The organism is Chthoniobacter sp. (assembly GCF_040003245.1).
GTDB lineage: Bacteria > Verrucomicrobiota > Verrucomicrobiia > Chthoniobacterales > Chthoniobacteraceae > Chthoniobacter.
The window spans coordinates 1-14,471 of the sequence record NZ_JBDUCX010000015.1; the positions used below are offsets into that span (position 1 = coordinate 1).

At 62.1% G+C, this 14,471-nt stretch carries 14 protein-coding genes and 1 tRNA gene; 8 read left to right on the plus strand and 7 right to left on the minus strand.

Annotated features, from left to right (window positions below):
- Positions 1-192 precede the first annotated feature (192 nt).
- The 4 genes from rbfA to ABJF10_RS03275 are packed head-to-tail and all read left to right on the plus strand — an operon-like array spanning position 193 to position 3,221.
- On the plus strand, positions 193-582 hold the full coding sequence (gene rbfA, locus ABJF10_RS03260; RefSeq protein WP_348543085.1) for a 30S ribosome-binding factor RbfA: 390 nt from the start codon (positions 193-195) through the stop codon (positions 580-582).
- Complete coding sequence (locus ABJF10_RS03265; protein WP_348543086.1) at positions 572-1,552, plus strand: bifunctional oligoribonuclease/PAP phosphatase NrnA; 981 nt, start codon at positions 572-574, stop codon at positions 1,550-1,552. Before rbfA ends, ABJF10_RS03265 begins: the two co-directional genes overlap by 11 nt.
- Entirely contained in the window at positions 1,533-2,252 is a 720-nt protein-coding gene (gene truB, locus ABJF10_RS03270) for a tRNA pseudouridine(55) synthase TruB (RefSeq protein ID WP_348543087.1), read from the plus strand. Before ABJF10_RS03265 ends, truB begins: the two co-directional genes overlap by 20 nt.
- 9 nt (positions 2,253-2,261) lie before the next feature.
- The gene (locus ABJF10_RS03275) at positions 2,262-3,221 is read left to right on the plus strand and encodes a bifunctional riboflavin kinase/FAD synthetase (RefSeq protein WP_348543088.1); all 960 of its coding nucleotides are present in this window, start codon (positions 2,262-2,264) and stop codon (positions 3,219-3,221) included.
- A gap of 237 nt (positions 3,222-3,458) precedes the next feature.
- Here the strand turns inward: ABJF10_RS03275 and aroE are convergent, their stop codons facing one another.
- The gene (gene aroE / locus ABJF10_RS03280) at positions 3,459-4,376 is read right to left on the minus strand and encodes a shikimate dehydrogenase (RefSeq protein ID WP_348543089.1); all 918 of its coding nucleotides are present in this window, start codon (positions 4,374-4,376) and stop codon (positions 3,459-3,461) included.
- A 21-nt stretch (positions 4,377-4,397) separates the two neighbouring features.
- Positions 4,398-5,729 (minus strand): glutamate--tRNA ligase family protein, encoded by a 1,332-nt coding sequence (locus tag ABJF10_RS03285; RefSeq protein WP_348543090.1) that lies wholly within the window; start codon positions 5,727-5,729, stop codon positions 4,398-4,400.
- A gap of 177 nt (positions 5,730-5,906) precedes the next feature.
- On the opposite strand from ABJF10_RS03285, the gene ABJF10_RS03290 reads away from it, so the two are divergent.
- Positions 5,907-7,094, plus strand: coding sequence for a response regulator (locus ABJF10_RS03290; RefSeq protein WP_348543091.1), 1,188 nt, complete (start codon positions 5,907-5,909; stop codon positions 7,092-7,094).
- Between the two features lie 18 nt (positions 7,095-7,112).
- Here the strand turns inward: ABJF10_RS03290 and ABJF10_RS03295 are convergent, their stop codons facing one another.
- Entirely contained in the window at positions 7,113-7,778 is a 666-nt protein-coding gene (locus tag ABJF10_RS03295) for a hypothetical protein (RefSeq protein ID WP_348543092.1), read from the minus strand.
- A gap of 103 nt (positions 7,779-7,881) precedes the next feature.
- Here ABJF10_RS03295 and ABJF10_RS03300 point away from each other — a divergent pair, with 103 nt between their 5' ends.
- From ABJF10_RS03300 to ABJF10_RS03310, 3 genes are all read left to right on the plus strand, one after another.
- On the plus strand, positions 7,882-8,781 hold the full coding sequence (locus ABJF10_RS03300; RefSeq protein ID WP_348543093.1) for a ParB/RepB/Spo0J family partition protein: 900 nt from the start codon (positions 7,882-7,884) through the stop codon (positions 8,779-8,781).
- A 4-nt stretch (positions 8,782-8,785) separates the two neighbouring features.
- Positions 8,786-9,823 (plus strand): M28 family peptidase, encoded by a 1,038-nt coding sequence (locus ABJF10_RS03305; RefSeq protein WP_348543094.1) that lies wholly within the window; start codon positions 8,786-8,788, stop codon positions 9,821-9,823.
- 109 nt (positions 9,824-9,932) lie between these two features.
- A tRNA-Arg gene (locus ABJF10_RS03310) sits at positions 9,933-10,006 on the plus strand.
- Positions 10,007-10,081: 75 nt separating this feature from the next.
- Here the strand turns inward: ABJF10_RS03310 and ABJF10_RS03315 are convergent.
- From ABJF10_RS03315 to ABJF10_RS03330, 4 genes are all read right to left on the minus strand, one after another.
- On the minus strand, positions 10,082-11,179 hold the full coding sequence (locus ABJF10_RS03315) for a serine hydrolase domain-containing protein (protein ID WP_348543095.1): 1,098 nt from the start codon (positions 11,177-11,179) through the stop codon (positions 10,082-10,084).
- 26 nt (positions 11,180-11,205) lie between these two features.
- On the minus strand, positions 11,206-12,258 hold the full coding sequence (locus ABJF10_RS03320) for an SMP-30/gluconolactonase/LRE family protein (RefSeq protein ID WP_348543096.1): 1,053 nt from the start codon (positions 12,256-12,258) through the stop codon (positions 11,206-11,208).
- Positions 12,259-13,124: 866 nt separating this feature from the next.
- A complete protein-coding gene (locus tag ABJF10_RS03325) occupies positions 13,125-13,391 on the minus strand; it encodes a Precorrin-3B methylase (RefSeq protein ID WP_348543097.1) in 267 nt (88 codons plus the stop codon).
- 21 nt (positions 13,392-13,412) lie between these two features.
- Positions 13,413-14,351, minus strand: a complete 939-nt coding sequence (locus ABJF10_RS03330; protein ID WP_348543098.1) for a sugar phosphate isomerase/epimerase — start codon at positions 14,349-14,351, stop codon at positions 13,413-13,415.
- Positions 14,352-14,471 lie beyond the last annotated feature (120 nt).

A 14,471-nucleotide genomic window follows, 5' to 3' on the forward strand; every position in this document is an offset into this window, starting at 1 on the left:
TCAAGCTCGGCGATTTCAACGACTACGAAGTCGGCGACATCATCGAGTGCTACACCCTCGAAAAGCTTCCACAAAAGCTGTGATCGGAAAGTTGAGAGTTCATGGTTGAGAGTTGAGAGACGCGCGATTCGGTGCGGGCTCCGGCTCCACCACCGGCGGCGATCAACTATCAACCATCAACCATCAACTCCCATGAAGCACCGTCTCGAACGCGTCAACGAACTGCTCAAGCGCGAGCTCGGCGATCTCCTCCGCCGCGAGGTGTCCTTTGAGGCTGCGCTGGTCACGGTCCAGCAAGTGGATATCACGCCGGACCTCAAGCACGCCCACGTCTACATCAGCGTCATGGGCAACGAAGCGCAGACCAAGGCCGCCATGGCGAAGCTGCACGACAGCCGCATCAGCTTACAGCACCTGCTTTCCAAGCGGGTCGTGCTGAAATACACGCCGCACCTGCATTTCAAGCTCGATGACACCATCGAGCGCGGGACGCGCATCATCAATCTCCTCGAGTCGATCGATATTCCGCCCGACGAACCGTTGGGCGAGCCGGAATCTGAATCCGAGTCCGATGCAAAATAACGCCTCCCTCGCTGAGATCGCCGCGGTCTTCCATGCGCGGAATCGCTTCGTGGTCATGAGCCACGCACGACCGGACGGCGACGCGCTTGGCTGCACCCTCGCCACCGCGCTTTGCCTGAAACAACTGGGCAAGGATGTGACCGCCTGGAATGAAGACGGCGTGCCGGAGAAATTTCGCTATCTCCCGGGCGCCGAAATGGTGCAGCGCCCGCCGGCGGAAGGGCAGCGCTTCGACGTGGCCGTCGTGCTCGACAATGCGGTGAAAAATCGGGCCGGCAAAGCGGTCGAAGCCGTGGCGCACGCGGATGTTTGGATCAACATCGACCATCACATCACGAACGCCGGCTATGGAGACCTAAGCTACATCGACGCCACCGCCCCGGCGACCGGCCAGATACTGTTTGAACTTTTTCGGGGACAGAATCTGCCGCTGACCTACGCGATGGCGGACAACCTTTTCGTCGCCATCAGCACGGACACCGGCTCGTTCCAATACCCGAGCACGACGGCCCGCACCTACGAGATCGGCGCAGACCTGATTCGCGCGGGGGTCGATGTCGGCACGCTCTCACAGAAGATGTACGAGAGTTATCCGCGCCGCCGGCTCGAACTGCTGCGCGCGTTGCTCAACGTCCTGCGCTTCTCCAGCAAAGATCGCGTGGCCAGTTTTGCCTTGAGCGCGGAAATCACGAAGAGTCTCGGCATTCAGCCCGATGACAGCGAGGGGCTCATCGATTACATCCGGGCCATCGATGGGGTAATGGTCGCGGGGTTTTTCGAAGAGGTGGGAGACGGACGCGTGCGTGTGAGCCTGCGTTCCAAATCGCCAAAAATCAGCGTGAGCAAGATCTGCGGGCTCTTTGGCGGCGGCGGTCATACTCTGGCGGCCGGCGCGCGCGTGACCGGTTCACTCGCCGAGGTGCAGGAAAAAGTTTTGCAAGCTATCGACCATGAATTTGACCAGCCTTGACGGCGTCCTCCTCGTAGACAAAGCATCCGGCATGACGTCGCACGACGTCGTCGCCATCGTTCGCCGTCGTCTGAACACCAAGAAAGTCGGCCATTGCGGCACGCTCGATCCTCTGGCCACCGGCCTGCTGCTCATCGTGCTCGGGCGCGGCACGAAGATTCAGGATTTGCTGATGGCTGAGGACAAGGAATACGTCGGCACCATGAAGCTGGGCGAGACGACCGACAGCCAGGACGCCGATGGCCAGGTGGTGGAGACGAAGCCCGTGGGCGAATACCCGCGCGAGCAAATCGACGCCGCTTTCGCCAAATTCCACGGCGATTTTTACCAGATGCCGCCGATGGTCTCGGCGATCAAAAAAGAAGGCGTGCCGCTCTACAAGCTGGCGCGGCAGGGCAAGGTGGTGGAGCGCGAGCCGCGCTTCGTGCACGTCTACGCCCATGAGATCCAGGCCGTGCGTCTGCCGGAAATCGACTTTCGCGTGGTGTGCTCGAAAGGTTTTTACGTGCGCACCTACGCCTTCGACATCGGCAACGAACTGGGCTGCGGCGCGCATCTCAAGTCGTTGCGCCGGACGAAGAGCGGCAAATTTACCTTGGAGCACGCGGTGACGGTGAATGACATCCAGACGCTGGATGCAGCGAACATTGAGCAGCGCATCCTGAGCCTGCCGACGGTTTCGCGCATGCGCGGCGCCTGACCCGGAGCCATGCGCAGCGGAATAGACGCGATCCCCGGCGTGCTGCGCACGATCGGCGAATTGCGGGATATTCCCGGTCCGGTGTTCCTGGCCATTGGCGTTTTCGACGGGTTGCACCTCGGCCATCAAGCGGTGATTCGCCGCGCGCTCGAGGCAGCACGACGCGACAAGGGCACGGCCGTGGTGGTGACATTCGATCCGCATCCCGTGCGGGTCTTGCGTCCCGAGCAGGCGCCCCGGCTGCTGACCTCGACGGCGCACAAGCTCCGGCTCATTCGCGATCTTGGCGTCTCGCACCAGTTACTCATTCATTTTGACCACAGCTTTGCCGCGACTCCGCCGGAGGAATTCATTCGCGCGCTGGCCTCCGCGTCCCAGCCCTTGCGGGAAATCTGTGTCGGTTTCGAATGGTCGTTTGGCAAGGGGCGCGCAGGCAATCTGGCGCTGCTGGAACGCCTCGGCGAGGAACTGGATTTCGCGGAGGTCGGTGTGCCGGCGGTGGAAATGGATGGCGAGATCATCAGCAGCACGCTCATTCGTCGGGCGGTGGAAGCGGGCGACCTCGCCCGGGCCGCAAGGCTCTTGGGCCGCGAGTTCACCATTCTTGGCACGGTGGTGGAAGGGGACCGGGTGGGACGGACGTTGGGCTATCCGACCGCGAATCTCAGCGCGCACAATGAGCAGTATCCGCCGAATGGCGTCTACGCCATCGAGGCGCGCCGTGGCATTCGGACGCTGCCGGGGGTGGCGAACATTGGCGTTCGGCCGACGGTGAAACACGCCGGTGGGACGCGCCTTCTCGAGGTCCACCTCTTCGATTTCGACGAGGCGATTTATGGTGAGGATTTGGAAATCACGTTCCGCAAATTCCTGCGGCCGGAGCAGAAATTTACGAGCCTGGAAGAGCTGCGCCAGCAGATCGAACGCGACGCCGCGCAGGCGCGCGTGGTGTTAGGCATCGCGCACTGAACGGGTGCTGATGGCTAGGGCATCATTTGGGATAACGCTTTCCAGCCCGTCATACTGAGCTTGCGAAGGACCTCTGATCTCTGCCTTTCTTCACCAACTCGGCAGAAGATTGCGCTGCGATTGCCTCTTGCGCAGTGCGTTAGATGCCAGAGCGAAATCAGAGATCCTTCGCAAGCTCAGGATGACGGGCTGGGGGCACGCGCCACATCGGCGGGCGCGCTTTGCCGCTCCCCACACTCACTTCCCGCGGGCCTGGGCGAAGAGCGCTTCGCGCATGACATCCAGTGGCGCGGGACGTTGGAACCAAATCTCGAATGCCACCTCTCCTTGGTAGAGCAGCATGGTGAGGCCGTTGGCCGAACGCGCACCGGCTGACTCTGCTGCGCGCATCAGTGGGGTGTGGTCCGCAGTGTAGATGGTGTCGAAGAGCAAATGGCGCGGGGCGATCAGTGAGGCGGGAATCGGGGAGGGATCTTCCGGCTTCATGCCCAGGGAGGAGCAATTGACCACGAGGTCGGACTGATCGAGCGCTTTCGCCAGGGCGGCATCATTCCAGGCGGCGACCGAGATTTGCTCCCGCGGGTAAATCTCGGCGATAGCTTCCTGCAGGGGATGCAACTTCTCGACCGTGCGATTGATGAGTGTGAGATGGCGCACGTCGGCATTGGCGCAATGCATGGAGACCGCCTGGCCCGCACCGCCGCCGGCGCCGAGGACGAGCACGCGCATCGTACTGAGTTCGACGCCCAGTTGCTCGCTCACCGCGCGTTCCAGTCCCAAGCCATCCGTACTGAAACCCTCCAAAAGCCCATCCTTGCCGATGCGGATCGTATTCACGCTGCCGGCGAGCCGCGCATGAGTGTCCGCTTCGTCCACAATGGCGAGAGCGCCGCCCTTGTGCGGGATCGTGCAATTCACGCCGACGAAACCCTTCGAGGGCAGCAGATGCAGCGCGGCAGCCAGTTCCTCGGGATGAATATGCAGCCGGCAATAGGCCATCTCGAGCCCGCACGCGCTCAGCGCTGCATTGTGCATTGGCGGGGAAGCGGAATGAGCGATGGGATCGCCCAGCACGGCGAGCCGCAGGGGCAGTTTCTCATCGGCGGTCACGGTCTCCCAAGACTGCAAATCGGCAAAGGTGTAGACAGCTTTCATCGGGTGCGAAGCGGGAAAAGGTCAGGCCGCGAAACGCGTGAGCGTCTGCTGGATGCGGGCCAGCGTGCGCCCTTTGCCCAGGACCTCGAGCATGTGATAGAGGCTCGGCCCCACGCCGCGGCCGCTCACCGCCACACGCGTCGGATGAATGAACTCCGCGGGTTTCACGCCGAGCGACCCGGCCAGTTCCTTGAGCTTCGCCTCGAGGGTCATCGCATCGAACGTCTCGAGCACGGAATAGGTCCCCGCGATTTGCGCGAGCCGCTCGAGCGCGCCGGGCTTGCGGAGCGTCTTTTCCACCGCCGCCAGATCGTAGGCGTAGTCCTCGGTGAAGAAGAACGAGATGCGATCCGGGATTTCGCGGAAGTGCGTGACCTTCATCTTTTCGAGGGCGAGCACCGGCTCGAGTTGTTCCGTGGGCGCCACGATTCCCGCTTGGGCCAGCCAGGGCTGGGCCAATTCGAGATACCGTTCCATCGGCATCCGCTGGATGTATTGCCCGTTGAACCAGTCGCATTTTGCGATGTCGAAATGCGCGCCCTTGCGATTGACGGCGTCGAGATCGAAGCGGGCGATCAGTTGGTCGAGCGGCAGTACCTCGGTGTCATCTTTCGGCGACCAGCCGAGCAGGCAGAAATAATTGCGCACCGCCTCGGGCGCGTAACCGCCCTCGATATAGCTGTTGATGCTCGCGCCTTGATCGCGCTTGCTCATTTTCGAGCCGTCCTTGTTCAAGATGAGCGGGATGTGGGCGAAACGCGGTGGCACCACGCCGAGCGCGCGGTAGAGCTGGAGATGCTTGGGCGTATTCGGGAGGTGATCCTCGCCGCGAATGACGTGCGTCATGCGCATCTCGATATCGTCCACGACGTTCACGAAGTGGAAGATCCAGGAGCCATCCGGGCGGCGGATCGTCATGTCGGGAGTGATTTCGACATTGGCGAAATCGAAGGCGACCGGGCCGCAGATGAGGTCGTCTACTTCGACAACCTCGCGGGTGAAGCGGAACCGCCAGGCCCCGCCGTCCTTATCCTGATAGAGATGGCCGCCCTCTTGCAGGCGCTGGAAATAGCTCTCGTAGATCGCGTCGCGCTCACTCTGGAAATAGGGGTCATGGTCGCCACCGATTTCCGGGCCTTCATCCCAGTCGAGACCGAGCCAGCGCAGGCTGTCATAGACGACCTGCACCGCTTCAGTAGTGTTACGCTGTTTATCGGTGTCCTCGATGCGCAGGATGAACGTGCCGCCATGATGCCGGGCGTAGAGCCAGTTAAAAAGCGCCGTGCGCGCCCCGCCGACATGGAGGTAGCCGGTGGGCGAGGGAGCAAAGCGGACACGCACGTTTTCGGACATAGGAGGGCGGAAGGTGGCGCATCAATGGGGTGCAGAAAAGAGAAAATCGCACCCGTGGAGACATTTGGGAGTTTGATTGACACGCCTCTGTCAGCATCTATTTTGCCGATTGCAGCAGTGTCTCTCCCGAAGTGGCGGACACGTGCCCTTCTTCACGCGCAAATTCAATACATAGGTATGTCCCAAAAAATCCTGGTAATCGACGAAAGTCTGGTAGCGACCAAGCTGACGGAAAACATCTTGGCGCAAAATTTCCATGGCGTCGATGTCCTTCTGGCGCAACGAGGTGGCGACGCTTTCGAGCGTTTCAATGTCGCCCATCCCGACTTGATTCTCCTGAACGAGTCCCTGCCGGATATGGATGCCGAGGCGGTCTGCTATCGCCTGCTGAACGACCCGGCCACGGCCAAGGTGCCGGTGGTGTTGTTGGCCAGCAATGGCAACGGCGACCGCATCGAGGAGCGCTACGAGAATGTCATCAAGGTGCTGCCCAAGCCGGTGACCCCGGAATCGCTGCTCGAGGTCGTCAATGCGACGCTTTCGAAGAACAAGCCGATGGGCAATCCGGCGCGGCAGCTTCTTTTCCACGATCCTTCGCGCACGGTCTTCAGCGGCCATACGGCGTTCTTCTCGCTGCGTTCCGCCTTGCAGATGGCTTACGGCGATCGGCTCACGGGCGCGTTGCGGTTCTTCGTCAATCGCTACCCGATCGAGCTTTTCATCAGCAAAGGCCGTTTCCTTTTCGCCACGTCGCGGAACTTCCAGATGTATTGCCGCGAATCGCCGGTGATTCTTTCGGCGACGAACCTGGGCCTGATCATCGAGGGGCAGGTCACCCAGGCGGCGACTGGATGCCCGATCTTCCTTTTCCTGTCGGTGCGCAACGGCTTTCCGCATGACGACGTCGTGCAAATCGTGCGCGATCACGGCCAGCGCGTTTTCTCCAATCTGTGGACGGCGGGCCGCGTCACTTTCGAGTTTGAGGAACTCCAGGATTTCCCGGACTACGCCAAGAATTTCCCGCCGGGCAACGAAGATCCCGACAACTGGATTCTCGGCAGCCTGCGGCACGTCAAGTTCGACAACCTCATGGCGGCGCAACGGCCCGACCCGAATGGCAGCCCGGCCTACACGCGCAAGGGCTACGAGCTCATCCAGAAGCTCAAGCTCAACGACGTCGAGGCGCGCTTCGCCACCGCGATCAATGGGGCGGAATCGCTCCAGTCGATCGCGAAGAAAATCGGCATCCCGTTGAACGACGCGCTGCTCATCGTCTTCCGCTTCGCCGCGCTCGACATCATCGATTACTGGTCGTCGAACGTGCTCTCGCTGCCGGGCGCTCCGGCGCCGGCCGGGGCGGCGTAGTCGGGTCGCGATTGGCGTTTAGAATTTCCGCAGCCAGTCTTCGGTTGCGTACTTTTGCTGCGCGATTTGCTGGGCTGCCTGTAGGACTTCCAGTGTGATGTCCGTTCGCTGGATGTGCGTGGCAAAGGTTTCCGCGAGGCCGTCGGCGCGCTGATCCTTCGCGGTGGCCGGTAGTTGCATGCTGCCCTGGTGCAGCAAGCCCCAGCGCGTGCGCCGTTGCGCGGCCCCGGCCAGCTTGGCCGTTCCCGCCACGATGTCGTAGCGCACATGACTGGCGAAGCACGCCGCGGAATTCTCTATCGCCGAATCCACCGCCACGCCGGCACCGATCCCTTGCTCGATCAACCACTGCGCAATTCGCTCGTGGATCAGTCGATAGGATTCCAACGGGGTGTGCTGAAAAAATGCCGCCGCGCGAGGCACGATGAGCGTGTAGGTCACATCCTTGCCATGTTCCACCAGGCCGCCTCCCGTCCAGCGGCGCACCATGGCGCGACCCGCTGCGGTGCGCTGCGCTTCCGCAAAGCGACTGAAATAGCCCAGCGACACCGCGGGCTCGCTCCATCCGTAGATGCGCAGTGTCGGCACGGAGGCCTGTTGCAGCAGCGCCTCGTCGAGCGCCATGTTCAGCGCCGCCGGGTGCGGCGCGGGATCGTGGACTTCGATGAGCTGTTCAAATAGCACCCGGCGAGGTTACGGATGCCGCATCGGGGGCCAAGAAACTTGTCCGTACTTCTTGCGAACGGCATTTGCCTTTCCGCGCAGGCTCCCTACAATCGCCCGTCCTATGGCAAAAGTTGCACTCGGCAAAGGCCTCGGCGCGCTCATCAACACGCGCGTCGCGTCGCCCACGCCCGCCGTTGAAAGCGGCGAGCGCGTGCAATCCGTGCCGTTGTCTCGCATCATCGCGTCGCCGCTCCAGCCGCGCACTGTTTTCCGCGATGAACACCTCGAGGAATTGGTCGCCTCCATCAAGGAGCACGGGATCATCCAGCCGCTCATCGCCCGGCAGCGGGGCGAGAATTTTGAACTCATCGCCGGCGAGCGCCGCTGGCGCGCCGCGCAAAAAGTCGGGCTGGCCGAGGCGCCGGTCATCGTCCGCGAAGCCTCCGACCAGGATGTCCTCGAACTCGCGCTCATCGAGAACCTGCAGCGCGAGGACCTCAATCCGATTGAAGAGGCGAATGCCTTTGCGCGCCTCGCGAAAGAGTTTGGATTACGCCAGGAAGACATCGCGCAGAAGGTCGGCAAGAGCCGTGCGACGGTAGCGAACAGCATGCGTCTGCTCGACCTGCACGAACAGGTGCAAAGCTGGCTCACGCAGGACCGCATTTCCGTGGGCCACGCCAAGGTGCTGCTCGCGCTGAAATCGCGCGATGAACAGGCGCTGCTCGCGGAGGAGATCATCCGCCACAGTCTGACCGTGCGCGCCGCGGAAAAACTCGTCGCCCGCCATTTCGCGGAAAGCGGCACGCCGAAGCCGACTCGCAACGGCACGCCCGCTGCGGCCAAACCGGGACTCGCTCCCGCGATCCAGCATCTGCAAAACCAGCTCCAGCAGGTCCTCGCCACGCATGTGACCCTGCATCATAGCGAAAAGCGCGGGCGCATCGAAATCGAGTATTATGGCAACGATGATTTGCAGCGGTTGCTCGGGTTGCTGGGGCTGAAACCCGACGGGAAATAAGAACTTGGTTCGGTTTCGCTGCCTCATTCTCATTGCCGTAGTCGCTGCTCTCGGCGGTTGCAAACCCGCGCCCAAAGCGGCCAGTGGGACGTCGCCGGGCGAAACGGAATCGGAGCGGCCCGAGGCCATCAGTGTCATCAAGAGTGGTGGCGCCCCGGCGAAGCGGCCCACCGTTCCGCCCCCGGCGGAGATTTGGAAGGAGTTTTCCGGTGACAAAGCGTTCGAGGAAGTACGCCGGCAGGTGGAGATCGGCCCGCGCCCCTCAGGCACACCCGAACTCGAGAAGGCCCGCGTCCTGATCGAGGAATCGCTGCGCCGTTCCGGTTGGGAAGTCGAACGGCAGGTCTTTACCACCGAGACGCCGCGCGGCCCGGTGGAATTCATCAACGTCATCGGCCGCTTTTCCGCGACCGGCGCGCATCCCGCGTCGCGCAAAACGCAGCGCGCCCTCGTGTGCTCGCATTACGATACCAAGCGTTTCAGCACCATTAAGTTTGTCGGCGCCAGCGATGGCGCTTCCAGCACGGGCGCGTTGCTGGAATTGGCCCGGGTGCTGGCGCTCGATCCCGCCATGGCTGCCCAGGTCGAGCTGGTCTTCTTCGATGGCGAAGAGGCCTTCGTGCAATTCACCGCCCCGGACGATCCGAAACCCGACGGTCTCTTCGGCAGCCGCTACTATGCGCGTTCACTCACCGCCGACGGACGCGCGGCGCAGTTCAAGTTTGGCATTCTTTGGGACATGATCGGGGACCGCGATCTCACGATCACTCTACCGCCGGATTCTCCACCCGAACTCTCCCGTGGGGTACTCAGTTCCGCCGAGGCACTCGGACTACGCCAGAACTTCGGTTTTTTCGCCCGGACGATTCTGGACGACCACGAGGAACTTCGCCGCGCCCATATCCCCGCGATTGATCTGATCGATTTCGATTACGTCTACTGGCACACCGCTGGGGACACCCTGGAACACATCGCCCCCGAGAGCTTGCAAAAAGTGGGTGCCGTGACGTTGCACTACCTGCGGCAGGCGCTCGCGAAGTAGGGCACGATAGCCCGCCAGAGGCCGCAAATTTTTTGCGACGAAAGGGTTGCCAGTCCGGTCGATCAGTGCTTTTATCCCGCTCCCGGTTTCGACCGGGCCTTTACGGAAAGCACTCGTAGCTCAATTGGATAGAGCATCTGACTACGGATCAGAAGGTTCCGCGTTCGAGTCGCGGCGGGTGCACTCCTCTGGTTGAGGAGTTGGCGTGAAGTGCTGCGACCGGACCAATTTTGAGAGTGGCTCCAACGGGGTCCTGGATTACTGGGCCGAGGCAGCGACGGCGATCGCGGCGAGATCGCGAGGATGTGGCTGCACGGCTCGCGCCGGCAGCGACGTCAGCACCACGCAGAGGGTCTCCGTGGCCGGGTCAGCCCAGGCGATCGTCCCGGTCGAGCCCGTATGACCAAAAGTCTTTTCCGAGCAACCCGTGCTGCCGGCCGTGGGGCCGACACTCCACCCCAAACCCCGCGGAGTCAGCCCGGGTGGATTGTGGTTCTGCACCATCAGCCTGGCCGTCTCCGGTTTGATGACCGCCCCCGTCGGCTGCAGGAACTCGGCCAGCAACCGCGCCACATCCGCTGCCGAGCAATGGGCGCCTCCCCAGGGAGCTCCCAGTTTCCGCCAGTAGGGGCTGTTCCAATCCCAGTCCTTCGCGGTGGGGTCCCCACCGCCGGCTTCGGGAGCGGCGCGATCGATTTGCATCGGCACCATGTCTTCCAGCTTGAACCGGCCCAGCCCTTGTGCCGAGTGCTCCATCTTCAGCGGCTGCAGCACGGCGCGATCGACGAGTTGCCGGATGTCCGTTCCGCTGATGAGTTCCGCCACGCGCGAGGCCAGCAGGACCGCCATGCTCGAATACTGATATTTTGAACCCGGGACAAATTCCAGCGGCGCGCGGCTCGCATGCTCGGCAAACTCGACGAGTGACGCGTGCCTTTTCCGCAGGTCATTATTCTCCGGCAACTGGTCTGGCAATCCCGAGACGTGCGTCAGCAAGTGTTGCATCGTCACTTGATCGCGATCGCCGCCGGTGAACTGCGGAAGGAATTTCTTCAGCGGATCGTCCAGTTTGAATTCGCCCCGGTCGTACAGAGTCATCAGCGCCGTCACCGCGATCGGCTTGGAAATCGATCCCAGGAGGAACATCGCGTGTTCGGTTTGAGCCTTGCCGAACGCGCGCGTGAACGACGCCTCAAGTTGGCGCACGTGCAGCACTGCGGCGGCCACCTGCCCATCGGCCGTAGCCTGCGCCAGCACTGCGCCCGCCTCGTCCAGCCGCTCCTGGCGCAACGCCGCCAGCACTGGGCTCCCCAGGCAAACCGCCAGGCTCCCCTGAAGGAAAGTGCGTCGCTTCATCAAAAGGAGTTTCGCCGGGCGGTCACTCAGCAAAAGTGCGCGCCGATGGCTTCCACATAGACGGCGTAGAGCGATTGGCCGGCGGCCATGAAAAGGCGATTCCGCCGCGGGCCGCCGAAACAGATATTCGCACAAATCTCCGGCAGCAGAATGAGACCGATGCGCTGGCCCTCGGGCGAGAAGATATGCACGCCGTCATAGCCCTCGCCGACCCAGCCGGCGCCCACCCACACGTTGCCATCCGTATCGCAGCGGACGCCATCGGCCATCCCGGCGACCTTCTCGCCTTTCACGTCCATCTCCATCGAGATGTACTGCCGTCCGTGGCCGAGCTTGCGCCCATCGGTCACGTCCCACACCTGGATGTTTTTCGGCGCCTGCTTGTAGTGCGAGGCGCCGGTATCGCAGATGTAGAGCTTCTTGTAGTCGGGTGAGAAGCAGAGGCCGTTGGGCTTGAAAAGTGCGTCTGTGACCATCTCGGTCTTCCCGGTGGCGGGGTCGATGCGATAGACGGCTTCCTTCAACTCGAGCGGCTGCTTTTTTCCCTCGTAGTCGAAGAGCGCGCCGTAGCCCGGGTCGGTAAACCAGATGCCACCGTCGGGATGCACGACGATGTCGTTCGGCGCATTGAAGGGTTTTCCGGAAAATTTTTCGGCGAGGATCGTCACTGTGCCGTTGGCCTCGTAGCGCACCACGCGGCGCGTCTCGTGCTCGCAGCTCACTTGGCGGCCCTGGAGGTCGAAGGTGTTGCCGTTGCTGTAATTCGACGGCTTGCGCAGGGTGCTTACGTGGCCGTCCTCCGGCAGGTAGCGCATTTGGGCGTTGTTCGGGATGTCGCTCCACATCAGGTACTGCCCCGGCCCGCTCCACGCGGGCCCCTCGGCCCAGCGCATCCCGGTGTGCAGCCGCTCGATGGCCGCGTTGCCGATCTTGATTTTCTTGAATGCCTCCTCCAGCGCGATGACGTCCGGTTCCGGGTAGCGGATCGGCGCGGCATTTTTGCCGAAGTCGCGCGCCAGGAGCGGCGCGGCGGCGAGGGTTCCGAGGGTGGCGAGAAAGGAGCGGCGGGAGTTTTGCATGGGTGGATTTGGGAGAAATTTAAAATCGTCGCCGCGGGTTGGCCACGAGGATTCTGGATGCTACGGCTTTGGTTCTACGCACGGTGGAACTTGGAGGCCAGAGATCCAGAGGGGGAATGGGAATGTCCCCACTGATAGCAACCCGGCAGCCGCTGCCAAGGACGAAGCGGCCACAGATCGCCTGCCACCGCTTCGAGAAGATCGACGGCACCCAACAAACTTCCATTTGACGTCCAGTAAATGAGCGCTCATATATAGATCGATGGTGAATTTACAGCTCAATTCAAGAGGCAGCGAAGGTTCAGCCGCCGACCAAGCGGCGTTCCATCCCGCAGGCGCGGGAGCTACGGGGACTTCCGGCCAGTTCCGACCTTTGAATTACCATGCCGGTGCAAAAGCAGGCCCTCTATCGCAGACCCTCGTGGCCGAACGGAACGCCGACTTTTCAGGCTGCATGGCTGCCCGAAATCCGCCTCGCTTGTGCTTCATCCCCAACGTGTTCCGACCTTTGAATGATCCCACCCGCAGGGCTGTAGGGCATCTGTATCAGATGCCGTGGCGGGCGGCGTCAGTCGTCAGCAAAACCGGCGTTTTACAGAAACGTCCTCCAGCCACTTCCGGCCAGTTCCGGCGAGTTCCGACCTTTGAATTACGATGTACGTGCAAGAGGCAGGTCCTCTATCCCGGACCACGTGGTCGAATGGAGCCTCGACTTTTCAGCCCCCAAGGCTGCCCAAAACCCGCCTCGCTTCTCCCTCATTTCCAACATGTTCCGACCTATGAATCACGCGAATCAGAAGGCTCTGCGTTCGGGGCGCGGTGGGCGCCCCTCGAGAGTGGAGCACCGAATGGAAGAGGGCGTTCTCCTACCTCTTGTTACGGGGAGGCGTGCGGTCTTCCCCAAAATACTTTTCGCTGCGATAGCGGAGCCAGACCCGGAGAACTTGCGGGACTTTCTCGCGTTCCGCTTGGCTGAGGCTTTCGTAGAGCGCGAGCGCCTTCTCGCGTTCGCCGCGGCAGGCGGGGTTGTTATGGGCGTCCCAATAGCTGCGCGCCACGCGGATGCGGCGGCAGGTTTCCTTGATCAACGCCACTCCGATGAGCGGCTGGTTGGCGTTTTTCTTCGCGGGCACGAAAGCGTGCGGGTCAGCGACTCAGGCGGCCAGCGCGTCGCGGCAGAACTTGATGGCGCGGGCCAGTTCCGTCATGCGGTCGGAGCCGGCAGGGACCTTGTATTCAAACTCGATCGTACCCTGGATATTCCACTTTTGGTCGCGGATCAGGCGCAGCACTTCCGCGATGGGCGTGTCGCCTTCGCCGAAGGGCGTGTTGGGGCCGTTGTTGAACTTCCGGTCCTTGAGATGCACATGCGTCACCCGATCATGATACTGCGTGATGAAGGGCACCGGAGAGGTGTTGTTGCCGGCGACGAAATGCCCGAGGTCCACGTTGGCGCCATTGAATTTAGCGAGAGCAAAAGCAGCTTCCCAATGCGCGGGTGTCGTCGTCGCGTGCCCATGATAACCGACCATGAACTGATGCTTGTCGGCAAACGATCCGACGCGTTTCAGCTCTTCTTCCTTGTGAGAGATTTCCGTGGAAATGGCGCGGCCACCCAGCGCCTTGGCGAGGGCGAAGGCGTAATCGATCTCCTCGTCCGACATCCCGAAAATCCCGTCGACCTTGACGATTTCGATCAGCACGCCCGCCGTCTCATATTTGGCGCGGAATTCCTTCAAGCGATCGAGGGACACGCTTTTGCGCCACTCGCGGAGCTCTTGGGCGTTATCCGCCTTGCTCTTGGCGGTGTCGATCGCGGGCAGGCCGAGAAACGCTTCGACGGGCTGGGTGCGCAATTCCACGCCGCTCAGGCCGAGCTCCACGCAGTTCTTGAGGATGTCATCGCCGCTCATGATCGGGTTGGCGAAACTGTAGGGCACATTGAGACCGATCTGGACGCCGGCTACCTTGGAGTTGGGCTTGCCAGAAGCGTTCGCGGCACCGAGTCGGCTCACGGGGGAGAGCAGGGCGGCTCCGGGCAGGGCGGCCAGGGCGAGTTTCGCGAATTCACGACGAGTATGGGAGGGCAACATAGAGAGGAGTGGGGGATCGTTGGCGTTCAGGGAGGGAAGGAAATTCGCTTCCGGGAAGAGAGCGCATGGTGCACAGCCCCTCCATCCGCTGCGAGGAGAAAGAGAAACTGGACCGCCACG

Coding starts and splice junctions, on each gene's coding strand:
- ABJF10_RS03275 (WP_348543088.1), top strand. CDS start 2,262: ATGCGCAGCGGAATAGACGCGATCCCCGGCGTGCTGCGCACGATCGGC.
- rbfA (WP_348543085.1), top strand. CDS start 193: ATGAAGCACCGTCTCGAACGCGTCAACGAACTGCTCAAGCGCGAGCTC.
- ABJF10_RS03330 (WP_348543098.1), bottom strand. CDS start 14,351: ATGTTGCCCTCCCATACTCGTCGTGAATTCGCGAAACTCGCCCTGGCC.
- ABJF10_RS03300 (WP_348543093.1), top strand. CDS start 7,882: ATGGCAAAAGTTGCACTCGGCAAAGGCCTCGGCGCGCTCATCAACACG.
- ABJF10_RS03315 (WP_348543095.1), bottom strand. CDS start 11,179: ATGAAGCGACGCACTTTCCTTCAGGGGAGCCTGGCGGTTTGCCTGGGG.
- truB (WP_348543087.1), top strand. CDS start 1,533: ATGAATTTGACCAGCCTTGACGGCGTCCTCCTCGTAGACAAAGCATCC.
- ABJF10_RS03265 (WP_348543086.1), top strand. CDS start 572: ATGCAAAATAACGCCTCCCTCGCTGAGATCGCCGCGGTCTTCCATGCG.
- ABJF10_RS03285 (WP_348543090.1), bottom strand. CDS start 5,729: ATGTCCGAAAACGTGCGTGTCCGCTTTGCTCCCTCGCCCACCGGCTAC.
- ABJF10_RS03320 (WP_348543096.1), bottom strand. CDS start 12,258: ATGCAAAACTCCCGCCGCTCCTTTCTCGCCACCCTCGGAACCCTCGCC.
- aroE (WP_348543089.1), bottom strand. CDS start 4,376: ATGAAAGCTGTCTACACCTTTGCCGATTTGCAGTCTTGGGAGACCGTG.
- ABJF10_RS03290 (WP_348543091.1), top strand. CDS start 5,907: ATGTCCCAAAAAATCCTGGTAATCGACGAAAGTCTGGTAGCGACCAAG.